Origin of the sequence: Xanthomonas citri pv. mangiferaeindicae (genome assembly GCA_002240395.1) — a bacterium.
Classification (GTDB): domain Bacteria; phylum Pseudomonadota; class Gammaproteobacteria; order Xanthomonadales; family Xanthomonadaceae; genus Luteimonas; species Luteimonas citri_A.
In genome coordinates this window covers 150,141-172,321 of record CP016836.1, presented here as the reverse complement: position 1 = coordinate 172,321, position 22,181 = coordinate 150,141, and the positions used below count along the sequence as shown (strand labels likewise).

Below are 22,181 nucleotides of genomic sequence, written 5' to 3'. Positions count from 1 at the left end.
TGGTCGATGCGCTGCGCGGCGATGGGGGCGCTGTCGGACCCTGGGCCGCGTTCGGGCCGTCGCGCGAACACCAGGTGCGCTGGCAGGCGCTGCTCGATGCGTTCGCCGAGTATCCCAAGACGCAGCAGGCCTATCAGGGACTGCTGTTGCAGGCCTCGCAGGCCGCGTTCGCACGTTTCGAGCGCCGGCTGTCGGAGCTCGATGCCGAGGCCGTGACGATCGAGTCGCCACGGGCCTTGTTCGACCTGTGGGTCGAAGCCGCTGAAGAGGCCTATGCCGAGGTTGCATTGTCGCCGGGCTTCCGCAGCGCGTATGCGCAGATGGTCGCCGGCAGATGCGCCTGCGCCAGGCGGTGCAGCGCGAGGTCGAGCAGGCCTGCCGGTTGCTCGACCTGCCCACGCGCAGCGAACTCGACGGCGCGCATCGCAAGATCGTCGATCTGGAGCGGACCGTGCGCCGGTTGCGCGATCGTCTGGAGGAGGTCGACTCGGAGCCCGCTGCGCCAGAGCCGCGGCGCAAGGCGCGCGCGGTCCGGACCGCATCGCCGCGTCGCACTGCGCGACCGGCGCGCAACGCGGCCGTGTCGGACACACCCGCACCGGCGACCGCGTCCAGCCAAGCGCCGGCCAAGCCCACGCGGCCAAGGCGCGCGCCGAAGAAGGCAGCCGCCAAGACCGCACCCCGGCAGACGGCACGCAAGACCGGGGCGGCGCAGCGTTCGAGCGCGCAGCGTGCGCCGGCCAAGCGTGCGGCCACGGCCAAGAACTGGCCGGCGGCGATCCCGCAGGCGCCCGCACCGCTGACATCCGCCAAGCCGCGGACCCGGAAGCGCTGAGATGGCAGGACCGGTGCGGATCACGCCCGAAGGCATCGCCGAGGAGGCACTCAGGGTCCAGCGCAAGCTTCTGGCCGGCCTGACGACGCTGCGCGAAGTCGGCGACGTGGACTATGGGCCACGCCCCGGGAAGAGGTCTGGCGCGACGGCAAGGTCGTGCTGTATCGCTTCGTCGGCGCGCAGGCAGCGACCTCGCGCACGCCGCTGCTGGTCGCCTATGCGCTGGTCAACCGGCCCTACATGATCGATCTGCAGGCCGACCGCTCGATCGTCGCCGGGCTACTGGCGCGCGGGCAGGACGTCTACGTGCTGGACTGGGGCTATGCCGATCGCTCCGACCGGTTCCTCACGCTGGAGGACTACATCGAGCGCTTCCTGGGCGGCGCGGTGGATCATCTGCGCCGTCGCTCCGGTCTGCCCGCGATCAACCTGCTGGGCATCTGCCAAGGCGGGACATTCGCACTCAGCTATGCGGCGCTTCATCCCGAGCGCGTGCGCAACCTGATCACGATGGTCACGCCGGTGGACTTCCACACCGACGACAACATGCTCGCGCACTGGGCGCGGGATCTGGATGTCGACCTGTTCGTCGAGACGCTGGGCAACGTGCCGGCCGACATGATGAATGCCTGCTACTTGATGATGAAGCCGTGGCGGCTGCTGGTGCACAAATACGTGGGGCTGGTCGACATCCTCGACGATCCGAAGGCGGTCGAGGACTTCCTGCGCATGGAAAAGTGGATCTTCGATTCGCCCGACCAGGCCGGCGAGGCTTTCCGCCAGTTCGTGCGCCAGTTCTACCAGGACAACGGCTTCGTCGCCGGCAGCGTGGTGATTGGCGAACGCGCGGTGGACCTGGCGCAGGTGACGATGCCGGTGCTCAACATCTACGCCGAGCAGGACCACATGGTGCCGCCCGATGCATCGCGCGCGCTGCAGGGGCTGGTCGGCACCGAGGACTACGCCGAGCTTTCGTTCCGCGGCGGGCATATCGGCATCTACGTGTCCGGACGGGCGCAGGTGCAGGTGCCCGCGGCCATCTGCGACTGGCTTGCGCAGCGCGACTGAGTGCGCCGTCGTCCGCTGTCTTTCCCGTTCGCCAGGAGCCGATCGATGTCCACGCCCGCCCCGAGCTTGAGCCGTTCCCGCAGCGACCGCGTCCTGGCCGGCGTGTTGGGCGGCGTCGCACGCAGGTTCGACTGGAATGCCACACTGGTGCGCGCGCTCTATGTCGTGGTGTCGGTGCTCTCTGCAGCGTTTCCCGGCGTACTGGTCTACCTGCTGCTGTGGCTGCTGATGCCCGAAGGCGAGACCTGAGGCGATGCTGCGCTGGCGACGCCTGCCGACTCCGTTGCGCGCGCTGTTGCTGGCCTTGGGCGCGATCTGGACGCTGCCCAATACCGCCATCGGCCTGCTCGGCGGGTTGGCCGGCCTGCCGTTCGGCGCACGGGCCCGCTGGCGTGATGGCGACTGCGCACTGGTGTTCGATCGCTGGCCCTGGGGGCCGGGCGGGGCGATCACGTTCGGCAACACGATCCTGCATACCGGCGATTCGCTCGACCGTGCCTGCAGTACCTACGCGCATCGCGCCGCGCTGTGCGTGCAAGCGCCGATCCGCCTGGGCGATCACGAGCGCGCCCATGTCTTCCAGTACATGGTGCTCGGTCCGCTGTTCTTGCCGTTGTATCTGCTGTGCGGGGGCATCAGCGTGCGCAACCGCTTCGAACGCGCGGCCGACCGCTATGCGCTGACCGGGCATGGCTGGTGGCCGTGGCCGACGCCGTGATCCGATAGCTGCCGGTCAGCGTCCGAGCTGCACGCAGGTCTCGCCCGTCGGTACACCACCCGGCGCGAAGCGCCGCTCGGCGAACATGATGTCGTTGGCGCTGGCCAGGACCACGGTGCTGCTGCGCGTGCCGTACATCGGATCCTCGATGAACGGCGGCGACAGGCGCCTTTCCAGCGCAAGGCCGACGCCGGTGTCGGGCAATTGTGCGTCGTCGGCAGGACGCACGTCGCGCAGGCCGGCGAACAGTGGCTCCAGAGCGCCTGAAGCGCCAGACGATGCCGCGAGCCAGTCTTGCAAAGTGCGTGTGGCCGCGTTGCTCTTGGGCCAGGGCGCGTCGAATGCGCCATTGGACATCGCGTGCAGTCCCGGGGCGACCTCGGCAACCGCGAAGCGGGGATGGTTGCTGGCGAACCACAACGCGTCGCCGTCCCACAGCAGTAGGTTGAAGCGCCCGTAGCCCGCGGCGTCGTCGGCCAGCGCATGGGCGAAGCGCTCGGCCGAGGCGTCGCCGCGGACGAAGTCGCGCACCAGCCAGCCACGCGACAACCGCGCGGTCTCCGGCGCCACGCCCGCGCGGACATTGGTCACTGCTGCCAGCCGGCGGCGAGACGAGACCTGCAGCCAACTGCCACCCGACTGCAGGTCACGGCCGCCGAACACGTCCGGCGCCTCGGGATCGACACCGGCCGCCGCGGTCGCCCGCGCGTGCGCCTCGTCGCGATTGGCGATCAGCACCAGCGGCAGGTCGGGGCGAGTATTCCAGGCGATAGCGATCAGGCACATGCGCCGATGCTAGTCGAATGCGGCGCCGTGCCGCGCGTTCCGGGCTCGGGTCACCGCTGACGTGACGCCAGGACGGCGTCCAGACCCGTTGGTATGCGGCCTGCTGGTACCGGAGGCGGGACTCGAACCCGCACGCTTTTAAAGGCGGTGGATTTTGAGTCCACTGCGTCTACCATTCCGCCACTCCGGCGCGGACGGCGAGTATAGCGGATCATCCGGCAGGGAAGCGGACACCTGCGTTCGCGAAATCCGAACATCCCCTCTGGCATGCTCCGCGGGCCGGCGCGTGCCGGTGGCAGCAGGAGACGGGCATGGTGGGCAGTCGACGTGGACGCGAGCGCGGGGACCGCTTGGGGCGAGGGCTCGTGGCGGTGCCGGTCGGCATGCTGCTCCTGGCACTGGCCGCATGCGCGAGCCCGTCCGGGCGGCACGTGGGCGCCGCCGAGCCCGTTGGCGAACGAGTGCTCGATCCTGCGGTGTTGCGGGTACCGGCCCAGCCGTCCGGGCAGCTGCGTCTGGCGCAGGGCGTCTTCCGTGTGCACTTGAGCAACATCCGCTGCGTGCGTGCGCCCTGTCCCAACGGTTACATGGTGTCCGACGTCGAGGGACAGCCGGCGGCGTTGCGACCTGATGTGCCCCAACCGGTCTCGCGGCTGCCGCAGCAGGTGCGCTTCGATGCGGCCTCCGGCGGGCCGATCGAGGACGGGTTGGTCGACCGGGCGCATCAGGGCGACGGTATCGTCGTGCAGGGCCGGGCCTGGCTCGACGACGGTGGCCAGATCCTGCGCGTGGAGGTCGAGCGCCTGCTCGACTAGCGGTGTCTGCCGTCGCGGCGTACTGATCTGCGTGCGCAGCTAGTCGGCCGAATCGAACGCGTCGGTTTGCATGATCGTCTCGCGGCGCAGATACCGGTCCCCGCCCTGTGGGTCGAACAGCGCGCAGCGCAGGATCGGCGCCTGATAGATGTGCAGCGAAACCGCGACCACCGCGGGGTCGGTGTTCCGAATGATGTGGTACTCGTGCGGCGGGATCAGACTGCCGGCGCTGCCGGTCTGCGCCTGCACGGTGCTCGCCGGCCGGAAGCGGTAGCGCGCACCATCCCGCCCGAGGCATTCGTACTGCACGATCTCGAGCGTGCCGTGCCACACGCCCTCCACGCACCACAGTTCGTCGTGATCGTGCAGCGGCGTGCCCTGGCCCGGGGCCCAGGTCATCGCGACGATGCTGTAGCCGTGCTGCGGACTGCGGTAGAGCTCGCGGCGTGCGTAATGGCCGTCGACCGGCGCGTGCACGCAGGGCGGCAGACGCACCGCAGGATCGCGGATCAAGGCTTGCATCGTCTCGCGCAGTGCAGCGGTGACAGCGTGCGCGTCATCGTGGACGAGCGCGGCATCGACTGCGGCGATCAGCCGGTCGCGGCCGGGATATCGAATGTCGGGCAGTGGCGTGGTCTCGGACATGCGACCCAGTCTAGCCGCTGCGATCGGTGCGCCGTGTCGCGACACGCACTCAGGTCGCAAGTGCATCGAGGAAGCCGCGCAGCGCCGGGCCGAAGCGGGCGATGTCGACCAGGAACGCATCGTGGCCCTGCGGCGACTCGAGCGGCAGGAACTGTGCATCGACACCGCCGGCGCGCAGGCCATCGGCGATCTGGCGCTGTTGCTGCAGCGGGAACAGGATGTCGGTGTGCACGCCGATGCTCAGCGCGCGCTCGACCCGCAGCGCTGCCAGGCCGGCATCGGTATCGCCGCCGCAGTGATCGCCGATATCGAACCAGTCCATCGATCGGCTCAGGTAGAGATAGCAGTTGGGATCGAAGCGGCGCACGAAGCGGCGCGCATGGCCTTCGAGATAGCTTTCGACCTCGAACTCCAGACCGAACGGATCCTCGTCGTCGCGGCGGTCCGATTCCAGGCGCACGCGCCCGAAGCGGCCATCCCACTCGAGCGCCGAGCGATAGGTGATGACCCCGAGTTTGCGTGCCATGCGCATGCCGCTCTCGGGTAGGCCGCATCACTGTAGTCGCCGCCGTTCCACATCGGGTCGAGCCGGATCGCCTCGCGCTGCAACGAGCGGATCGCGATCGAGAACGGCAGTGCGCGCGCCGCGCCGCAGATGTTGACGTGCGTGCGCGCCAGGCCCGGGTGGCGCGCCAGCAGTGACAGCGCGGTCATGCCGCCCATCGAGTTGCCGATCACGCAGGCCAGTTGCGCGATGCCCAACGCCCGCACGACGTGCGCGGCGGCGTCGGCGACATCCTCGATCGACAGATCGGGGAACGCCAGGCGGTAGGGCGCGCCGGTGGCCGGATCGATCGAGGCCGGGCCGGTGGAACCTTTGCAACTGCCCAGCGAATTGACGCAGACCACGAACCAGCGGTCGGTATCGATCGGACGGCCGGGACCCACCATCGCCTCCCACCAGCCGGGCGATGGGTCATCGCCATGCGCGGCGGCGTGGGCGTCGGGCGACAGGCCGGTGACGATGAGGATCGCATTGCCGGCAGCGGGATCGAGCCGGCCCCAGGTCTCGTAGGCGACACGTGCGCCGTGCAGCATGCCGCCGCGCTTCATCGCGAACGGCGAGGGCAGCGCGACGAAGCGGCTGCCCGGCGGGATGAATTCGGTCATCGAATCTGGCGCCCGGAGGCGCGATGGCGGGCCGGTGGCGCGTGGCGTTGCATGATCGCGGTTCGCCCGGCGAAAAGCCATCGCCGGGCGTCCCTTCACCGCTAGGGGTGGGGGACCTCGATCACCAGCTCGATCGTGTCCGTGGTGGGCAGGCTCACGCGCACCGGCGCCGATTCCAGGTCGTCGGGGCTGCGGTCGGCGATGCCGCGGGCCGCGATCCGGGCGACGACTTCGACCTCGTCGAGTGCCGACAGCGGCTGGGTCGGCATCGGGCTGTCGCCGTCATCGAGCACGATGTCGAGCGGCAGCGCGGACAGGCGGTGGCGCTGCGCGGCCACCGGCATCGGCGGGCCGCCGGGCTGGCGGGCCATCACGAACACACTGGCCTCGGGCGGCAGTCGCGCGGCCAGGGCCGCAGCGTCGCCCGCGATGCGCACGCGCACGTGCAGTGCGCGGGCCGGGACCGCGGCCGTCGCCTCGGTGGCCGGGGCGGTCGACGCGGGCATGCCCGCAGCCTCGCGTGCGGCGGCGATCTGCTCGCGCAAAGTCGCGGCGGTCTCGCCGTCGAGCTGGGCCAGCAGCGGCTCCCAGGTCGCGACCGCAGCCGCGTCGTCGCCGGCCTGGCGCTGGGCAATGCCCAAGAACCAGCGCGCGTGCTGCTGCTCGGGGTTGCGCGCGAGCACCGTGCGCAGGATCTCGACGGCGGTCTGATCGAAGCGGCGCTGCGGATGCGCCTCGGCGCGGGCCCGGGCGTATTCGACCTGCAGTGCGTCGTCGTCGGGCAGCAGCTTGGCCGCACGCTCGATCGCATCGCGCGCCTTGCCCGGCTCCTGCATTGCCGCATAGCTGCGGCCCAGCAGCACCCAGCCCTCGGGCTGGCGCGGGTCGCGTTCCAGGTCGGCCTGCAGGCGGGTGATCGCCTCTTCCAGCGAGCCGGGCGCGCGCAGCGACTGCGGATCGAGTGCGGCGGGGGTGCCGACGATGGTGTACAGGCCGCCGACCAGCACCGGCACCAGCACGGCCACCGCCAGCGCCACGCGCGGCGCACCGGTGCGCAGGGCATGGACCAGCATGGCGACAGTCGCCAGCGTGATGCAGATCGCGATCGCAACGAAAACGGCCATTACCACTCCTGGGGTTCATCGATCGGCGGCAGCGGCTCGCGGCGACGCGCGGCCACGATCCGCCAGATCACCACGCCACCGGCGCCGAGCACGAGCAACGGGCCGAACCACAGCAGCCAGGTCGCCGGCCCGACACGCGGGCGATAGAGCACGAACTCCCCGTAGCGCGCGACCAGATGCTCGCGGATCTGCGCATCGCTCTGCCCGCGGCGCATCAGCGTGAGCACCTCACGGCGCAGGTCGTGGGCGATCTGGGCATTGGAATCGGCCAGCGACTGGTTCTGGCACATCACGCAGCGCAACTCGAGGATCAGGCTGCGGAAGCGCTTTTCCTCGGCGGCGTTTTCGAACGTCAGTGGCGCCGGATCGACGGCGGCCTGCGCGCGGACCGCAGGCGGCCAGGCCAGGCACAGGGCCAGTGCGAGCAAGAGCGCACGGATCATGGCGCCTCCAGCCGTTCGACCTGGGGCAGCAGCTGCGTGCGCAGCACCTCGGGGGTCATCGGGCCGACATACTTCCAGACGATGGTGCCGTCGCCGTCGACCAGGAAGGTTTCCGGTGCGCCGTAGATGCCCCAGTCGATCGCCGCGTGGCCCTCGTAGTCCACCAGCACCAGCCAGTACGGATTGCCGAACTGCTCGAGCCAGCGCAGCGCATCGCTGTGCTCGTCCTTCCAGTTGTAGCCGATCACGCGCACGCGCTTGGTCTTGGCGAACTCGCTGATCACCGCATGTTCCTCGCGGCAGCCTGGACACCAACTGCCCCAGACGTTGAGCAGGTAGGGTTCGCCGCGCAGCTCGGCCGCGGTCACCATCCGGCCCGGCTCATGCAGCACCGGCAGGCGGAAGTCGGGCGCGGGCTTGCCGATCAGCGGCGAGGGCAGGGCGTCGCGATTGGGGTTGCGACTGAGCCAGACGCCTGCGGCGAGCAGCACGGCGATCGCCGCGAAGACCGCCAGGGGCAACCAGCGGCCCCGGGAGCGACGGGTCGGGGACGTGCTCATGCGGACGGCTCCCTGCGCGGCGACGGCGGACGGCGGAAACGGCGATCACCGGCGACAATGAACGCCCCAGCGCCATCAGGAACGCGCCGGCCCAGATCCAGCGCACGAACGGCTTGACGTGCACACGCAGCGCCCAGGCACCGCCGCCGAGCGGCTCGCCGAGCGCGACATAGACATCGCGGGTTACCCCCGCCTGGATCGCGCTCTCGGTCATCACTTGGCCGCCGCTGACGTAGGCGCGCTTTTCGGGATGCAGCGTGGCGACCAGGCGGTCGTCGCGCAGCATGCGCACGGTGCCGCGGTCGGAAATATAGTTCGGTCCCTCGTGGTGCTCGACGCCGTCGAGCACGAACGCATCGCGGCCCATCTCCAGCGTCTGACCGGGTGCCAATGCGACTTCGCGCTGGACGTTGAGCGCCTCGACCAGCAATGCGCCAACCAGGAACACCGCGATGCCCAGGTGGCCGAGCAGCATGCCGGTCATCTCGGGCGTGAAGCGCTTGGAGCCTGTGCGCAGCCGCACCCAGACGAAGCGCAGCGTGCCGGCGGCGACCCACACCGCACCCGCGATGCCCATCGCGACCTTCCACGGGCCCTGCGGGGCGAGATAGAAACCGATCGCGCCGAGCACCAGCGCCAGCACCGCCCAGGGCGCGAGCATGCGCAGCGGGCGGCTGGCCGCGTCGTTCTGCCAGCGGGTCAGTGGCCCGAACGGCAGCAGCAGGACCAGCGGTGCCATCAGCACCAGGAACAGCAGCGAGAAGTACGGGGGACCGACCGAGATCTTGCCCAGGTCCAGCGCGTCGGCCAGCAGCGGATACAGCGTGCCCAGCAGCACCATCGCGCACGCCGCGACCAGCAGCAGGTTGTTGGCCAACAGCAGGGTTTCGCGCGAAGTCGCTGTGAACGGCTTGCCGCCACGGCCATCGGGCGCGCGCAGCGCATAGAGCAGCAGCGAGCCGCCGACGACGATGCCCAGGAACACCAGGATGAACAGGCCGCGTGCCGGGTCGGCCGCGAAGCTGTGCACGCTGGTCAGTACGCCCGAGCGCACCAGGAATGCGCCCAGCAACGACAGCGAAAATGCGGCGATCGCCAGCAGCAGCGTCCAGCCGTGGAAGCTGCCGCGCTTCTCGGTCACCGCCTGCGAATGGATCAGTGCCGCGCCGGCCAGCCACGGCATGAAACTGGCGTTCTCGACCGGATCCCAGAACCACCAGCCGCCCCAGCCCAGTTCCGCATACGCCCACCACGAGCCGAGCGCGATGCCGATGGTCAGAAACGCCCAGGCCACATTGGTCCACGGTCGCGTCCAGCGCAGCCAGCGCGCATCGATGCGACCGTCGAGCAGCGCGGCGATCGCGAATGCGAACGGCACCATGAAGCCCGAGTAGCCGATGTAGAGCATCGGCGGGTGCACGATCATTCCCGGGTCCTGCAGCAGCGGGTTGAGATCGCGGCCGTCGAGCGGCATCGGCAGGATGCGGTCGAAGGGGTTGCTGGTGAAGATCAGAAACGCCAGGAAGCCGAAGCAGATCGCGCCCATGATCCCGAGCACACGGGCCAGCACCACGTCGGGCACATCGCGCGAGCCCCAGGCCACCGCGCCGTTCCAGCACGCCAGCAGGAAGCCCCACAGCAGCAGCGAGCCTTCGTGGCCGCCCCACACCGCGGTGATCCGGTAGACCATCGGCAGCAGCAGGTTGGAGTTGTCGGTCACGTAGCGCACCGAGAAGTCCTGCACCATGAAGGCGACGGTGAGCAGCACCCAGGCGGCGAGTAGCAGGATCGCCTGCGCATAGGCGGCCGGTCGCGCGGTCGCCATCCACGGCGCGATGCCGCGCCGCGCGCCGAGCAGCGGCAGCACGGTCTGCAACAGCGAGGCGACCAGCGCCAGCAGCAGGGTGATCTGACCGAGTTCAGGCAGCATCGGTGCGCTCCGGGCGCGGCCCGCAGACCATCGCCGTCATTGCGCGGCCTCGGCCGGCGTCGCGACCCCGTGCTTGTCGTGGGCCAGGCCCATCTTGTCGGCGACCTCCTTGGGCACGTAGGTCTCGTCGTGCTTGGCCAGCACCTGCTCGGCGACGAAGACGCCGTCGGCCATGCGCCCGGTGGCGACCACGGCCTGGTTCTCGCGGAACAGGTCGGGGAGGATGCCGGTGTAGCTGACCGGCAGCTCGGCATCGCCATCGGTGACGCGGAAGTGCGCCTCCATCGAGCCGGTGGCGCGCGAGAACGATCCATCGGCGACCATGCCGCCGAGGCGGAAGCGCGCTTCGCCCGAGGCGACCGCGGGGCCGGCGGTGCCGGCCAGCACCTCGGCCGGGGTATAGAGATACGAGACGTTGCGCTGCAACGCGAAGGCGATCAGCGTGGCCGACAGCGCGCCTGCGGCGGCGAGCGCGACGACGAAGCCCAGGCGGCGTTTGCGGACGGGGTTCATCGGGTCAGCTCCGTATCAGGGGCGGGGACGACGGCGGCCTGGCGGCGCGCCTCGAGGGTGCGGACCGCACGCAGCGTCTGCGCGATGCGGATGCGCGGGGCGACGAAGTCCCACACCAGCACGGCCGCGAACACCGCGTAGGCGGCGACGACGTATTCCAGATAGCTCATGCGTGTTCTCCCGGTGCGCCGGCCATCCGCCGCACCCAGTCCTTGCCCGCTTCGCGGCGCAGGTTGTCGGCGCGCGCGCGCGCCAGCAGCGACCCGACGAACCAGAGCTTGGTCGCCACGATCATCCACAGCAATGGGCCGATCATGCTCGCGTCCATGCTCGACTGGCCGAACACGCGGATCGTCTGGCCCTGGTGCAGCGAGTCCCACCACACCACCGAGTAGCGGATGATCGGCAGCAGCGCGACGCCGACGATCGCCAGCAGCGATGCCGCGCGTGCGGCCGTGCGGCGGTCCTCGATCGACTGGTACAGGCCGATCACCCCGAGGTACAGGAACAGCAGGATCAACTGCGTGGTCAGGCGCGGATCCCAGTCCCACCAGGTGCCCCACATCGGCTTGCCCCAGATCGAGCCGGTCACCAGCGTGATCAAGGTGAAGGCCGCCCCGATCGGCGCGCAGGCCATCGCCAGGATCTCGCACAGCTTGATCCGCCAGATCAGCGCGATCGCGCCGTACAGCGCCATCAGCGCGAACACCGCCAGGCTCATCCAGGCGCTGGGCACATGGATGTAGAGGATCCGGAAGCTGTCGCCCTGCTGGTAGTCGGCCGGGACCTGGAACAGCGCGCCGTACAGGCCGACGGCCATCGTCAGCAGCGCCAGGCCATAGGCCCACGGTGCCCAGCGCCGCGCGAAGCGGTCGAAGGTCGGTGGCGAGCCGAGCTGATGGAACCAGAGGACGATGGGATTCATGCGGGCGGGCGTGCTGGCGTGAACGGGCTGGCGGGAGCGTGCGGCGTGGTCTTCGGCCGCGAGCGGAACGGTGGCGCGTCGGTGGCGGTCATTGGCTGCATGACCTCAGGTCAGCGCGATGCGGATGGCGGCGGCAGCAGCGACGGGCGCCAACACCACGGCGGCGACGAGGCCGGCGCCGAGCAGCAGCAGGCCGCCGGTCGGATCGTGGCCCTGGGCCGAGATCGCCACGCTGCCGGCTCCGAACACCAGCACCGGGACGTACAGCGGCAGTGCGAGCAGCGCCAACAGGATACCGGAACGGCGCATGCCGATGGTCAGCGCGGCGACGACCGCACCGAGCAGGCTCAGCAGCGGCGTGCCCAGCGCGAGTCCCGCCAGCAGCACCGGGAGCTGCGCGCGGGGCAGCCCGAGCAGTTCGGCCAGCAGCGGCGCGGCCAGCAGCAACGGCAAGGTCGTGGTCGCCCAATGCGACACCGTGCGCACCAGCACCAGCCAGGCCAGCGGGACCGGGGCGAGCATCCACTGCTCGAGCGAGCCGTCGTCGGCATCGCCGCGGAACAGCGTGTCGAGCGCCAGCAGTCCCGACAACAGCGCCGCGACCCACAGCACGCCCGGCGCGACCCGGGCCAGCATCGCCGCGTCGCTGCCCAGCGCCAGCGCGAACAATACGATGACGATCAGCGCGAACAGCGCCGGCTGGAACGCGTCGCCGCGCCGGCGCCACAGCAGTCGCAGATCGCGCGCGATCAGCGCCCGGGCACTGCCGGCCAGCGTCGGCAGCGGTGCGCTCATGCCGCCGCGTCCAGGCACAGCTCGCGGGTGCGCACCGGCGGCGCGGCATACGCGCCATGGGTGGTGACCAGCGCCGCGCCGCCGTCGTCGAGCTGGGCGCGGACCATGCGGTTGACCAGCTCGATGCCCTGCAGGTCGAGATTGGCGTAGGGCTCGTCGAGCAGCCACAGCGGGGCGGGCGACATCCACAGCCGCGCCAGCGACAGGCGCTTCTTCTGGCCGGCCGACATCTGCCGCACCAACAGATGCGCGTGCGCGGCCAGCCCGACGACACCGAGCGCGCGCTCGGCGGTCTGACTCGTGCGGCAGCCCTGCAGCCGCGCCAGGAACGCGAGGTTCTCGACCGCGTCCAGATCGGCTTTCAGCCCCGGCAGATGGCCCAGATAGGCCATGGTGCCGGCACGCATCGCGCGCGCGATCGGACGGCCGGCGACCTCGACTGTGCCGCTATCGGCCTCAAGCAATCCGGCGAGCACGCGCAGCAACGTGGTCTTGCCAACGCCGTTGCCACCGCGCACCAGCAGTGCCTCGCCGGCCTGCACCGCAAAGTCCAGCGGCCCGAAGACCGGACGCTCGTCACGCGAGAAGCGCAGGCCGCGGGTGGCGAGCAGGGGCGGAACGGCAGCGGGCATCGGGCAGGCGGTCGGGGCGGAAGGGCCGCGTCGGAGGTGCATTCTAGGGACTGCCGCCGCCCCCGGCATTGCGCTGGGTCAATGCCGCCGCCGATGCCCGCCCCCAAAACCGGGGTCAGAGTGCAATTTCGCCATGAAATTGCACTCTGACCCCGGTTTTGGGGCGGGCGGGCCCGTACACTCGGTGCCCTTTCACGATGGACGCAGGCCAGATGATCCGGACCAAGCTGCCCAAGGTCGGCACCACGATCTTCACCGTGATGTCGCAGTTGGCGGCCGAGCACGGCGCGGTCAATCTCGGGCAGGGCTTCCCGGATTTCGAGGTGCCCCAGCGTCTGGTCGACGCGCTCGCCGAGGCGATGCGTGCCGGCCACAACCAGTACGCGCCGATGACCGGCATCCCGGCGCTGCGCCAGGCGATCGCAGAGAAGACGGCGCGTGTCTACGGCCATTGTCCCGATCCCGAGACCGAGGTCACCGTGACCAGCGGTGCGACCGAGGCGCTGTTCAATGCGATCCACGCGGTCGTGCGCGCCGGTGAGGAAGTGATCGTGCTCGACCCGGCCTACGACAGCTACGAGCCGGCGATCGAGCTGGCAGGCGCGGTCGCGGTGCACGTGCCGCTCGATCCGGCCACCTTCGCACCGGACTGGCAACGCGTGCGCGAAGCGGTCACGCCGCGCACCCGGCTGCTGATCGTCAACAGCCCGCACAACCCATCGGGCGCGATGTTCACGGCCGACGACATGCAGGCGATCGCCGACATCATCGCCGAGACCGGCATCTACCTGCTGTCGGACGAGGTCTACGAGCACATCGTCTTCGACGGCGCACGGCACGAGTCGGCGTTGCGCTACCCGGCGCTGCGCGAGCGCGCGTTCGTGGTCTCGAGCTTCGGCAAGACCTATCACTGCACCGGCTGGAAGCTCGGCTACTGCATCGCACCGCCGGCGTTGAGTGCGGAGTTCCGCAAGGTGCATCAGTACAACGTGTTCTGCACGTTCGCGCCGGCCCAGCATGCGTTCGCGGCCATGTTGCGCGAGGAACCCGCGCACTACGAGCAACTGGGCGCGTTCTACCAGGCCAAGCGCGACGCCTTCGCCGCGCAGTTGGCGACGACCCGCCTGCGGCCGCTGCCGGTGCCCGGCGGCTACTTCCAGCTCGTCGACTACTCGGCGGTCAGTGACCTCGACGACGCGGCGTTCTGCCGCTGGCTGACGACCGACAAGGGCGTGGCGGCGATCCCGCTCTCGCCGTTCTACGCCCAGCCCCCGCAGGGCCAGCGGCTGGCACGGCTGTGCTTTGCCAAGAATCCGACCACGCTCGACGCGGCGATCGCGCGGTTGCGCACCCTGTAGCTGGTCTTCGACCCCGCGCCCGGGCCGCCGCGAGGGGCTGCGACGATCGGTCGCAACCGGGCCTTCAGCGCACAGCGCCTAGAATCATGGGGCCTGGCGCCCACGCGGCGCTGCGGTTGTCCTTCCCGAATCCTCAAACGTCCCCGTGCGATCGTTGCTGCCGCCCGTTCTTTGTCTCGCGCTCGCGCTGTCGGCCTGTGCGTCGCCGCCTGCCGGCCCGTTCCACGGCACCGACCTGTCGGGTGTGTCGTACGGGCGCAGCCTGGACCTGCAGGACACCGACGGCCACCCGCGTGGCCTGGGCGATTTCCGCGGCGACTACGTCCTGCTGTCGTTCGGCTATACCCATTGTCCCGAGGTCTGCCCGACCAGCCTGCTCAAGGCCACCCAGGTGCGCCGCGCGTTGGGCGAGGACGGCGACCGGCTGCGGATCGTGTTCGTCACCGTCGATCCCGAGCGCGACACCGGCGCGGTGCTCGAGGAATACGTGCGTGCATTCGGCGACGGCATCGTCGCCTTGCGCGGCGATGCGATGCAGACGCGGCTGGCAGCGCAGACGTTCCGCGTGACTTACCGGCAGGTGCCCACCCGGTCGTCGTATGCGATGGACCACACGATGGTGAACTACGTGATCGGGCCCGACGGCCGCCTGCAACTGGCCTTCCAGTACGATCAGCCGGTCGCACAGATGGTCGACGACCTTCGGGTCCTGATGACGCGCGAGCGCGGCACCCACTGACCTTGCGGTCGGATTTCTCCGACTTGCGGCCACCGCGACGCAACGCTTAGCCTCGTTCTGGGGAATACAACGGGACAACAAGGATGAAGATTCGTGTGTTCATGGTCGACGACCATGCATTGGTACGCACTGGCATGCGCATGATCCTCGACGGCCAAGACGATATCGAGGTCGTCGGCGAGGCCCAGAGCGGCGAGGAGGCGCTGCCGCAGATTCGCAAGCTGCAGCCCGACATCGTGCTGTGCGACCTGCACCTGCCTGGAGTCAGTGGCCTGGAGGTCACCGAGCGCATCGTGCGCGGTGGCGCACCCACACGGGTGATCGTGGTGTCGATCCTCGAAGACGGCCCGATGCCACGGCGGCTGATCGAAGCCGGCGCTTCGGGCTATGTGGGCAAGGGCGGCGATGCCGGCGAACTGGTGCGTGCGGTGCGCGATGTCGCGCGCGGCAAGCGTTATCTCGCCAGCACCATCGCGCAGAACTTGGCGCTGGCCGGCGTCGACGGCGATGGAACGCCGTTCGATGCGCTGTCGAGCCGCGAACTTGAGGTCGCGATGCTGCTGCTGCACGGGTTGCGGCAGGAAGACATCGCCAAACGCCTGAGTCTGAGTGCGAAGACCGTCAATACCCACAAATCGCGGTTGTTCGAGAAGCTGCAGATCCAGGATGCGATCGCATTGGCGCGGTTGGCGAGCCAGTACGGCATCGCGCCACCCGACATGGCGGTATAGGCGCGCCGCCGCGCCCACAGGTCCCTGCGCGCAAGCGCAGTGGCAGCTGCGGCAACGCGGAGTGCAACGGGGCTCGGTTGCCTGGTGCGGCGAGGCAGGGCAGTTGCGCTGTTCTCCCTCAGGTCCTGCGGTCGTGCGGCATCTGCGGCCGAGCATCGTGACCGGCGATCGAGTGTGGGGGCATCGCGGAGACCCAGGCCCAGGCCCGCAACCAAAAAAAAAAGCCCCGGACATGCCGGGGCTTTTCGTATGGCTCAGGCCTCGCGGCTCGGACGTGGGTCCGGAAGCGCACCCTGCTTGGCCTCGGCCTCGGCGTCGGTCGCCGAAGGCGCCCCCGTCGGGGCTGCGGACTCGGGCGCGTCAGTGCGCTCGGCGTCGGCCTCGGGCTGCGCCTCGGGCTCGACCGCATCCCTCGATTCGGGCTGGGATGGCGCTGCCGCGGCAGTAGCGACGGGCGCCGTGCCCGCTGCCGGATTTGCGTCCGTGGTCTGCGGGGCCCGGTCGCTCGTCTCGACCCGCTCGACCTCGGCGGCCTTGGCCTCGACCGCTTCAACCTGCTCGACTGCGTCGGTCGCCGGGTCTACGGGCGTTGGCGCATCGAACAGGCCCGGGGCCGTGTCGCGGCTGCTGATGTCTGCCGTCGGCCGCTCGACCGGCGACGCGGGGACGGCAGCATCGGCATCGGCCTGGGCGGTCTCGACCGCGGACGGGGTCGACAGCGTTGCGGCCGGGTCGACCGGGTCGGCGTCCTGTGCCTGTGCCGGAGCGGCCGTGTCGGCCACGCCCGCATCGACGGCCGTCTGCGGAGCTTCGGTCGTCGACAGGGACGGCGCGGCCGATGCGGGCGCCGGCGATGACGATTCGGACGCGCTGTCGCCAGGCGCCGGCGCCGCGACCTCGGCGCCGGTTGCGACCACGGCCGCAGCCGCGGCGGCGGCCGGGACCGGAGCCGGCGCTGCGGCGGGCGTGGGCACAGGTGCCGACGTCGGCGCCTGGACCGGAGCCGCCGGCAGGTCGTCGAAATCGAACTCGGGCTGGGCGCGATCGGACGGGACAATTCCGTGGTCGTCCGCGGTCTCGTCATCATCCTGCTGCGACTCGTCGCCCGCGACGCTGCCGTCGCCGGCCTTGCCACGGCGACGACGGCGGCCGCCGCGACGACCGCGACGGCGACGGCCATTGCCGGTCTCGTCATCGTCGCTGGCGGCCGGTGCCTCGTCGCTCTGGTCGTCGTCGGTCGGATCAGCAGCGACCACGGCCGGGGCGACCGGGGTCGAAGCGGCGTCCGCTGCCGAGGCGGAGACGTGCCGATCGGCCTCGGCTGGGGCCGATGCCTCGGGCTTCGGCGATGCGGCCGGTGCCGGGGCAGCCGCCGGTGCCGTAGCGACCTCCGTGCGTGCGGGGGCCGTGGCCTGGGCCGCCGGCGTCGACACTGCCGCGGCGGTGGCCGCGACGGCCGGAAGCGTCATCGAGTCGACGGCCTCGTCCTCGTCTCTCGGCGGACGCGGGCCACGCGGCGGCTTCTGCTTCTGGCGACGCTCCTGCGGGCGCTTGTCCTGGGAGGACGGCTGCTCGCGGCGCGGTTCGCGCTGCGGTGCGGCGGCCTGCTCTTCGCGTACGGGGGCCGTGGCCCCCGTCTGTGCGCCTTGCCCCCCTGGCTACCCGAACGCGACCCGCGGCGGTCGCGCCGCTGACCATTGCGGCCGTTGCCGCGTCCTTCGCCGCGCGGCTGACCGTCACGGGCCTGGCCCTGGCCGTCGGGACGCGGTGCGCGGGTGTCCTGGCGCGCCGGCTGCGGCGCAGCCGGCGCGGGAGCGGCGAACAGCGTCTTGAGCCAGCCGACGAAACCGCCGGACGACGCAGGGGCCGGCGTCGGCGCCGGGGCGGCCACGGGCGCGGGCGCCGGGGCGGGGGCCGGCTCGGGCTTGGGCTCGCGGACCGGCGCAGGCTGGGCCGGGCGGACATTGGTCACGGCCGGCGGCGGCACGTTGAGGTTGCTCTTGCTCAGCGCGATGGTCGCCACGCGACGCGGCGTGCCGCGCTGGTAGCTCGGTCGGCTGGTCTCTTCGCCGAGCTCGTTCTCGCGAATGCGCGAGACCTCGTAGTGCGGCGTGTGCAGTTGCTCGTCGGCAACGATGATGATCGGGGCGCCGTGGCGCTTCTCGATCTCGGCCAGCGCGCTGCGCTTCTCGTTGAGCAGGTAGTTGGCGATCTCCACCGGTGCCTGCACCAGCACCTGCCCGGTGTTGTCCTTCATTGCGTGCTCTTCGGCGACGCGGATGATCGACAGCGACAGCGATTCGATGCTGCGCATGCGGCCGTGGCCCTCGCAGCGCGGGCACACGATCTGGCTGGACTCGCCCAGGCTCGCGCGCAGACGCTGGCGGCTCATCTCCAGCAGCCCGAACTTGGAGATCCGGTTCTGCTGCACGCGCGCGCGGTCGTACTTGAGCGCGTTCTGCAGCCGGTTCTCGACGTCGCGCTGGTGCTTGTTGGACGACATGTCGATGAAGTCGATCACCACCAGACCGCCCAGGTCGCGCAGGCGCAGCTGGCGGGCCACTTCGTCGGCCGCCTCCAGGTTGGTGTTGAACGCGGTCTCCTCGATGTCGCCACCCTTGGTGGCGCGCGCCGAGTTGACGTCGATCGCAGTCAGCGCCTCGGTCTGGTCGATGACCAGTGCACCGCCCGAGGGCAGGCGCACGGTGCGCTCGTAGGCGCTCTCGATCTGCGACTCGATCTGGTAGCGGTTGAACAGCGGAACGTCATCGGTGTAGTGCTTGAGCTTGCGCAGGTTGTGCGGCATCACCTGCTCGACGAAGTCGCGCGCCTCGGCGTACATCTCCGGCGTGTCGACCAGGATCTCGGCGATATCGGCGCGCATGTAGTCGCGCAGCGCCCGGGTGATCAGGCGCGACTCCTGGTAGATCAGGAACGGCGAGGGCTTGCTGAGCGCGGCCTCGGCGATCGCCCGCCAGATGCTCAGCAGGTAGTCCAGGTCCCACTGCAGTTCTTCGGCGTCGCGGCCGACGCCGGCGGTGCGGATGATCACGCCCATGTCGTCGGGGATGTTCAGCGCGTCCATCGCCTTCTTCAGCTCGGCGCGGTCCTCGCCCTCGATCCGGCGCGAGACGCCGCCGGCGGTCGGCGAGTTGGGCATCAGCACCATGTAGCGGCCCGCGAGCGAGATGAACGTGGTCAGCGCGGCGCCCTTGTTGCCGCGTTCTTCCTTGTCGACCTGGACGACGACCTCCTGGCCCTCGCGCAGCAGTTCCTTGATCGAGCCCTTGTTGGGGTCGACGCCGGCCTGGAAATAGTCGCGCGAGACCTCCTTGAGCGGCAGAAAGCCGTGACGAGCGGCGCCGTACTCGACGAATGCGGCCTCAAGCGAGGGTTCGATCCGGGTGATCCGGCCCTTGTAGATGTTGGACTTCTTCTGTTCCCGCGACGGCTGTTCGATATCGATGTCGTACAGGGACTGGCCGTCGACGATGGCGACGCGCAGTTCTTCTGCCTGCGTCGCATTGATGAGCATGCGCTTCATGAATTGCGTTCCTCAACGCGCTCTCGCGCGCGGAACGTCGGGGCGTTTCGCCTGGATGAAGCCTGAAGCCGCCGCGCACGCGCAGCGACGAACCGGATTTTCCAGCGCTACGACACCACGGCGGGCCGCGGGAGCGCTCGTTGTTGTCTGGGTGTTGCGGGCCGCTGGCCGCTCGCGACCGGTCTTGGACCGGGACGGGCGCCGCGCGGGACGTGTTCAGCGCCGATGCCAGGCATCGGGCGATAAGCAGCGTTGCCGTCCAGCCGCTAACATGGCCGCCCCTGGGGCGGTGGCCGCGCACTGTCCGGAGACCTTCGGAAGGTGGGCTTTTGGCCCGTGATCTTCCAGGGAAATCAGCACCTTATATCGCGGGCCGAGTGTAGCAGATAAATAAGCGACGATGACTGACAACGATTCCGGCCCGGCCGGCGGCGGTGTGCGGCTGGTCCGGGTGACCGACGACCGCGCTGGCCAGCGCCTCGACAACTTCCTGCTGGGCCAGCTCAAGGGCGCGCCGCGGTCGATCGTCTACAAGATCGTGCGCAGCGGCCAGGTGCGGGTGAACGGCGGCCGCGCCAAGGCCGAGCGCAAGCTCGAGGCCGGCGACGAGGTCCGGATCCCCCGGTCAGGCTGGCGCCGGCCGGGGAGGCGGGCACACCCTCGCGCGGACTGCTGGCGGCGATGGAGGCGAGCATCGTGTTCGAGGATGCGCGGTTGCTGGCGATCAGCAAACCGTCGGGAATCGCCAGCCATGGCGGCAGCGGGATCAGTTTCGGGGTCATCGAGACCTTGCGTGCGCTGCGCCCGAATCAGTCGTTGGAGCTCGTGCACCGGCTCGACCGCGACACCTCGGGGCTGATGGTGCTGGCCAAGAAGCGCTCGGCACTGACTCAACTGCAGGCGCTGATGCGCGAGGACCACGGCGCGGGCATTCGCAAGCGCTATCTGGCGCTGCTGGCCGGGCGCTTGCCCTCCGGCACGATGAGCGTCGATGCGGCGTTGCACGTGGGGCTGCGCCAGGGCGGCGAGCGCCATGTCCAGGTCAACGCCGCGGGCAAGCCCTCGCTGAGCCATTTCCAAGTGCTCGAGCGCCGTGGCGGGCACTCGTACTGCGAGGTGCGGATCGAGACTGGACGCACTCACCAGATCCGCGTGCATGCCCAGCACATCGGCCATCCGGTGGCTGGCGACGACAAGTACGGCGATCTTGCGGTCAACCGGCGGCTGCGCGAGCAGATCGGGTTGCGGCGGCTGTTCCTACACGCCGCATCATTGGAATTCGCGCTCGACGATGGCGAGGCCTATGTCCTCAACGCGCCGCTGGCCGAGGATCTGCGCGAGGCGCTGGATCGGCTCGGCTGATCAGGGCGCGGGCCGGACTTCAGTCCTGCAAGGCGAACGTCTGCGGAATCCGGACATGGCCCCGCACCGGTTTGCCATTGCGCCGCGCGGGGGCGTAGCGCCAGTGTCGCGCTGCTTCCATCGCGGCGGCATCGAGCAGGGCGCTGCCGCTGCTCTTGACGATCCGCACATCCCGGAAGGCGCCATCGGCACCGACCTCGACCTGCATCTCGACCATGCCGCTGACGCCCTCGCGGACTGCCTCCACCGGATACTTGGGCGGGTGGCTACGGACACTGCGGATGTCGACCGACGCCCCCACGGTGTCGGTGTCGGCGTCGGCGGCCCCGCCGGAGCTGGCCACTTGGCTCGACACGCAGGCCGCAAGCCAGACGGCGAGGGCGGCGGCGAGGGCGATTCTGCGAACGGCCATCAGGCGACCAGCGCGTCGGCCTTGGCCGCGCAGATGAAGTCGTTCTCGCTCAGCCCGCCGACATCGTGGGTCGAGTAGCGGACCTCGACGCGGTCGTAGTGCACACCCAGATCGGGGTGGTGGTCCTCGCGGTGGGCGATGAACGCCAGTGCGTTCACGAACGCCATCGTCCGGTGGTAATCCCCGAAGCGGAACGTGCGGGTCAGTGCCCGGCCATCCTCGGCGAGGGCCCATTCCGGCAGCTGCGGCAGCAACTCGCGCACCCGCGCTTCGGGCAGGCGGTGCTCGACGCCGCGGCGGGCGATGCAGTGGGCCTGGGCGAGGGGGATCAGATCCGACATCGGCAGCTCCTTGGGCAGCGGCGGCCGTTTCCGGACGGCCATTCATGCGACAGACGGCGACCGGCATGTGCGCCGGCGCAGGCTCGCTAGAATACCCCCATGATCAATATCTCCGAATCCGCACAGACGCATTTCCGCAAGCTGATCGAGCGCGAGGCGCTTCCGGGACTGGGGGTGCGCCTAGCCGCGGTCCATGCCGGTACCACGCGCGCGGACGTGCGGCTGGAGTTCGCCGAGCCCGGCGATCTGACCGGCGACGAATGGGCGATCGACTGCGAGGGCTTCACGCTGTGGCTCGACGCGCCGAGCGTGCCCTATCTCGACGGCGCGCAGATCGACTACGAGGCCCGCGCCACAGGCGGGCAGTTGCAGATCCGTGCACCGAAGATAAAGGGCGAGGCGCCGCCGGAAGCCGCATCGCTGGTGGAACGGGTGCACTGGGTGGTCGAGAACGAGGTCAATCCGCAGCTCGCCCAGCATCGCGGTAACGTCTCGGTGCAGGAGATCACCGCCGAAGGCGTGGTGGTACTGCGCTTCGGCGGTGGCTGCCACGGCTGCGGCCTGGTCGATGTGACGCTCAAGCAGGGCATCGAGAAAACGCTGATGGAGAAGGTGCCCGGCGTTACCGCCGTGCGCGACGCGACCGATCACGACAGCGGGAGCGCGCCGTACATGCCGCGCGACGCGGCCTGATCCAGGTCAGGCAGCCGGCGGCCTGCAACGGATGTTCACCTC

The 22,181-nt window shown here is 70.0% G+C and carries 22 protein-coding genes, 1 tRNA gene and 4 pseudogenes; 10 read left to right on the top strand and 17 right to left on the bottom strand.

The window, feature by feature from the left end; all coding sequences use genetic code 11:
- Positions 1 to 334 precede the first annotated feature (334 nt).
- From BEN78_00790 to BEN78_00775, 4 genes and pseudogenes are all read left to right on the top strand, one after another.
- A complete protein-coding gene (locus BEN78_00790; protein ID ASR42159.1) occupies positions 335 to 835 on the top strand; it encodes a hypothetical protein in 501 nt (166 codons plus the stop codon).
- A 1-nt stretch (position 836) separates the two neighbouring features.
- Positions 837 to 1,903, top strand: a pseudogene (locus tag BEN78_00785) (class III poly(R)-hydroxyalkanoic acid synthase subunit PhaC).
- A 45-nt stretch (positions 1,904 to 1,948) separates the two neighbouring features.
- Positions 1,949 to 2,152 carry a stress-responsive transcriptional regulator gene (locus BEN78_00780; protein ID ASR42158.1) on the top strand — a complete coding sequence of 68 codons (204 nt, stop codon included), beginning with the start codon at positions 1,949 to 1,951 and terminating at the stop codon, positions 2,150 to 2,152.
- Between the two features lie 4 nt (positions 2,153 to 2,156).
- Positions 2,157 to 2,621, top strand: coding sequence for a hypothetical protein (locus BEN78_00775; GenBank protein ASR42157.1), 465 nt, complete (start codon positions 2,157 to 2,159; stop codon positions 2,619 to 2,621).
- Positions 2,622 to 2,636: 15 nt separating this feature from the next.
- Here the strand turns inward: BEN78_00775 and BEN78_00770 are convergent, their stop codons facing one another.
- Both BEN78_00770 and BEN78_00765 read right to left on the bottom strand, forming a co-directional pair.
- Positions 2,637 to 3,407, bottom strand: a complete 771-nt coding sequence (locus tag BEN78_00770; GenBank protein ASR42156.1) for a hypothetical protein — start codon at positions 3,405 to 3,407, stop codon at positions 2,637 to 2,639.
- A 104-nt stretch (positions 3,408 to 3,511) separates the two neighbouring features.
- Positions 3,512 to 3,597: transfer RNA gene (locus BEN78_00765), tRNA-Leu, on the bottom strand.
- Between the two features lie 175 nt (positions 3,598 to 3,772).
- Here BEN78_00765 and BEN78_00760 point away from each other — a divergent pair.
- Positions 3,773 to 4,222, top strand: a complete 450-nt coding sequence (locus BEN78_00760) for a hypothetical protein (protein ID ASR42155.1) — start codon at positions 3,773 to 3,775, stop codon at positions 4,220 to 4,222.
- Between the two features lie 39 nt (positions 4,223 to 4,261).
- Here the strand turns inward: BEN78_00760 and BEN78_00755 are convergent, their stop codons facing one another.
- The 11 genes and pseudogenes from BEN78_00755 to BEN78_00705 all read right to left on the bottom strand — a co-directional run bounded on the left by BEN78_00755 (position 4,262) and on the right by BEN78_00705 (position 12,959).
- Positions 4,262 to 4,867 carry a cysteine dioxygenase gene (locus BEN78_00755; GenBank protein ID ASR42154.1) on the bottom strand — a complete coding sequence of 202 codons (606 nt, stop codon included), beginning with the start codon at positions 4,865 to 4,867 and terminating at the stop codon, positions 4,262 to 4,264.
- A gap of 49 nt (positions 4,868 to 4,916) precedes the next feature.
- A pseudogene (locus tag BEN78_00750) lies at positions 4,917 to 6,037 on the bottom strand (homoserine O-acetyltransferase).
- 101 nt (positions 6,038 to 6,138) lie between these two features.
- On the bottom strand, positions 6,139 to 7,161 hold the full coding sequence (locus BEN78_00745) for a hypothetical protein (GenBank protein ASR42153.1): 1,023 nt from the start codon (positions 7,159 to 7,161) through the stop codon (positions 6,139 to 6,141).
- Positions 7,161 to 7,604 (bottom strand): cytochrome C biogenesis protein, encoded by a 444-nt coding sequence (locus BEN78_00740; protein ASR42152.1) that lies wholly within the window; start codon positions 7,602 to 7,604, stop codon positions 7,161 to 7,163. The genes BEN78_00745 and BEN78_00740 overlap by 1 nt, the downstream gene beginning before the upstream one ends.
- Positions 7,601 to 8,164: a thiol:disulfide interchange protein gene (locus tag BEN78_00735; GenBank protein ID ASR42151.1), complete on the bottom strand. Its 564-nt coding sequence runs from the start codon at positions 8,162 to 8,164 to the stop codon at positions 7,601 to 7,603. The genes BEN78_00740 and BEN78_00735 overlap by 4 nt, the downstream gene beginning before the upstream one ends.
- Positions 8,161 to 10,094, bottom strand: a pseudogene (locus BEN78_00730) (c-type cytochrome biogenesis protein CcmF). The gene BEN78_00735 and the pseudogene BEN78_00730 overlap by 4 nt, the downstream one beginning before the upstream one ends.
- 36 nt (positions 10,095 to 10,130) lie before the next feature.
- A complete protein-coding gene (locus tag BEN78_00725; GenBank protein ID ASR42150.1) occupies positions 10,131 to 10,607 on the bottom strand; it encodes a cytochrome c biogenesis protein CcmE in 477 nt (158 codons plus the stop codon).
- Positions 10,604 to 10,777 carry a heme exporter protein CcmD gene (locus BEN78_00720; GenBank protein ID ASR42149.1) on the bottom strand — a complete coding sequence of 58 codons (174 nt, stop codon included), beginning with the start codon at positions 10,775 to 10,777 and terminating at the stop codon, positions 10,604 to 10,606. Before BEN78_00720 ends, BEN78_00725 begins: the two co-directional genes overlap by 4 nt.
- Positions 10,774 to 11,532 (bottom strand): heme ABC transporter permease, encoded by a 759-nt coding sequence (locus tag BEN78_00715; protein ASR42148.1) that lies wholly within the window; start codon positions 11,530 to 11,532, stop codon positions 10,774 to 10,776. Before BEN78_00715 ends, BEN78_00720 begins: the two co-directional genes overlap by 4 nt.
- A gap of 105 nt (positions 11,533 to 11,637) precedes the next feature.
- Positions 11,638 to 12,327 (bottom strand): heme exporter protein CcmB, encoded by a 690-nt coding sequence (locus BEN78_00710; protein ID ASR42147.1) that lies wholly within the window; start codon positions 12,325 to 12,327, stop codon positions 11,638 to 11,640.
- A complete protein-coding gene (locus tag BEN78_00705; GenBank protein ID ASR42146.1) occupies positions 12,324 to 12,959 on the bottom strand; it encodes a heme ABC exporter, ATP-binding protein CcmA in 636 nt (211 codons plus the stop codon). Before BEN78_00705 ends, BEN78_00710 begins: the two co-directional genes overlap by 4 nt.
- Positions 12,960 to 13,171: 212 nt before the next feature.
- Between BEN78_00705 and BEN78_00700 the strand changes: the two genes are divergently transcribed.
- From BEN78_00700 to sirA, 3 genes are all read left to right on the top strand, one after another.
- Positions 13,172 to 14,317, top strand: coding sequence for an aminotransferase (locus BEN78_00700; protein ID ASR44810.1), 1,146 nt, complete (start codon positions 13,172 to 13,174; stop codon positions 14,315 to 14,317).
- A 145-nt stretch (positions 14,318 to 14,462) separates the two neighbouring features.
- Positions 14,463 to 15,056: a hypothetical protein gene (locus BEN78_00695; protein ID ASR42145.1), complete on the top strand. Its 594-nt coding sequence runs from the start codon at positions 14,463 to 14,465 to the stop codon at positions 15,054 to 15,056.
- Positions 15,057 to 15,139: 83 nt separating this feature from the next.
- Positions 15,140 to 15,787: a two-component system response regulator UvrY gene (gene sirA, locus BEN78_00690; protein ID ASR42144.1), complete on the top strand. Its 648-nt coding sequence runs from the start codon at positions 15,140 to 15,142 to the stop codon at positions 15,785 to 15,787.
- A gap of 254 nt (positions 15,788 to 16,041) precedes the next feature.
- On the opposite strand, the gene BEN78_00685 is transcribed toward sirA, so the two are convergent.
- Together BEN78_00685 and BEN78_00680 are read right to left on the bottom strand one after the other, a co-directional pair.
- Positions 16,042 to 17,256 carry a hypothetical protein gene (locus BEN78_00685; protein ID ASR42143.1) on the bottom strand — a complete coding sequence of 405 codons (1,215 nt, stop codon included), beginning with the start codon at positions 17,254 to 17,256 and terminating at the stop codon, positions 16,042 to 16,044.
- Entirely contained in the window at positions 17,253 to 19,331 is a 2,079-nt protein-coding gene (locus BEN78_00680) for a hypothetical protein (GenBank protein ASR42142.1), read from the bottom strand. The genes BEN78_00685 and BEN78_00680 overlap by 4 nt, the downstream gene beginning before the upstream one ends.
- Before the next feature lie 400 nt (positions 19,332 to 19,731).
- Here BEN78_00680 and BEN78_00675 point away from each other — a divergent pair.
- Positions 19,732 to 20,693, top strand: a pseudogene (locus tag BEN78_00675) (23S rRNA pseudouridylate synthase).
- A 19-nt stretch (positions 20,694 to 20,712) separates the two neighbouring features.
- Here the strand turns inward: BEN78_00675 and BEN78_00670 are convergent.
- Complete coding sequence (locus BEN78_00670; protein ASR42141.1) at positions 20,713 to 21,105, bottom strand: hypothetical protein; 393 nt, start codon at positions 21,103 to 21,105, stop codon at positions 20,713 to 20,715.
- Positions 21,105 to 21,446, bottom strand: coding sequence for a 4a-hydroxytetrahydrobiopterin dehydratase (locus tag BEN78_00665; GenBank protein ID ASR44809.1), 342 nt, complete (start codon positions 21,444 to 21,446; stop codon positions 21,105 to 21,107). The genes BEN78_00670 and BEN78_00665 overlap by 1 nt, the downstream gene beginning before the upstream one ends.
- 99 nt (positions 21,447 to 21,545) lie before the next feature.
- Here BEN78_00665 and BEN78_00660 point away from each other — a divergent pair, with 99 nt between their 5' ends.
- Complete coding sequence (locus tag BEN78_00660) at positions 21,546 to 22,139, top strand: Fe-S biogenesis protein NfuA (protein ID ASR42140.1); 594 nt, start codon at positions 21,546 to 21,548, stop codon at positions 22,137 to 22,139.
- Positions 22,140 to 22,181 lie beyond the last annotated feature (42 nt).

What these genes read in the sequence shown, in the direction of transcription:
- BEN78_00790 (ASR42159.1), top strand. Translation starts at nt 335, where the DNA reads ATGCGCCTGCGCCAGGCGGTGCAGCGCGAGGTCGAGCAGGCCTGCCGG.
- BEN78_00780 (ASR42158.1), top strand. Translation starts at nt 1,949, where the DNA reads ATGTCCACGCCCGCCCCGAGCTTGAGCCGTTCCCGCAGCGACCGCGTC.
- BEN78_00775 (ASR42157.1), top strand. Translation starts at nt 2,157, where the DNA reads ATGCTGCGCTGGCGACGCCTGCCGACTCCGTTGCGCGCGCTGTTGCTG.
- BEN78_00770 (ASR42156.1), bottom strand. Translation starts at nt 3,407, where the DNA reads ATGTGCCTGATCGCTATCGCCTGGAATACTCGCCCCGACCTGCCGCTG.
- BEN78_00755 (ASR42154.1), bottom strand. Translation starts at nt 4,867, where the DNA reads ATGTCCGAGACCACGCCACTGCCCGACATTCGATATCCCGGCCGCGAC.
- BEN78_00745 (ASR42153.1), bottom strand. Translation starts at nt 7,161, where the DNA reads ATGGCCGTTTTCGTTGCGATCGCGATCTGCATCACGCTGGCGACTGTC.
- BEN78_00740 (ASR42152.1), bottom strand. Translation starts at nt 7,604, where the DNA reads ATGATCCGTGCGCTCTTGCTCGCACTGGCCCTGTGCCTGGCCTGGCCG.
- BEN78_00735 (ASR42151.1), bottom strand. Translation starts at nt 8,164, where the DNA reads ATGAGCACGTCCCCGACCCGTCGCTCCCGGGGCCGCTGGTTGCCCCTG.
- BEN78_00725 (ASR42150.1), bottom strand. Translation starts at nt 10,607, where the DNA reads ATGAACCCCGTCCGCAAACGCCGCCTGGGCTTCGTCGTCGCGCTCGCC.
- BEN78_00720 (ASR42149.1), bottom strand. Translation starts at nt 10,777, where the DNA reads ATGAGCTATCTGGAATACGTCGTCGCCGCCTACGCGGTGTTCGCGGCC.
- BEN78_00715 (ASR42148.1), bottom strand. Translation starts at nt 11,532, where the DNA reads ATGAATCCCATCGTCCTCTGGTTCCATCAGCTCGGCTCGCCACCGACC.
- BEN78_00710 (ASR42147.1), bottom strand. Translation starts at nt 12,327, where the DNA reads ATGAGCGCACCGCTGCCGACGCTGGCCGGCAGTGCCCGGGCGCTGATC.
- BEN78_00705 (ASR42146.1), bottom strand. Translation starts at nt 12,959, where the DNA reads ATGCCCGCTGCCGTTCCGCCCCTGCTCGCCACCCGCGGCCTGCGCTTC.
- BEN78_00700 (ASR44810.1), top strand. Translation starts at nt 13,172, where the DNA reads ATGATCCGGACCAAGCTGCCCAAGGTCGGCACCACGATCTTCACCGTG.
- sirA (ASR42144.1), top strand. Translation starts at nt 15,140, where the DNA reads ATGAAGATTCGTGTGTTCATGGTCGACGACCATGCATTGGTACGCACT.
- BEN78_00685 (ASR42143.1), bottom strand. Translation starts at nt 17,256, where the DNA reads ATGACGCTTCCGGCCGTCGCGGCCACCGCCGCGGCAGTGTCGACGCCG.
- BEN78_00680 (ASR42142.1), bottom strand. Translation starts at nt 19,331, where the DNA reads ATGAAGCGCATGCTCATCAATGCGACGCAGGCAGAAGAACTGCGCGTC.
- BEN78_00670 (ASR42141.1), bottom strand. Translation starts at nt 21,105, where the DNA reads ATGGCCGTTCGCAGAATCGCCCTCGCCGCCGCCCTCGCCGTCTGGCTT.
- BEN78_00665 (ASR44809.1), bottom strand. Translation starts at nt 21,446, where the DNA reads ATGTCGGATCTGATCCCCCTCGCCCAGGCCCACTGCATCGCCCGCCGC.
- BEN78_00660 (ASR42140.1), top strand. Translation starts at nt 21,546, where the DNA reads ATGATCAATATCTCCGAATCCGCACAGACGCATTTCCGCAAGCTGATC.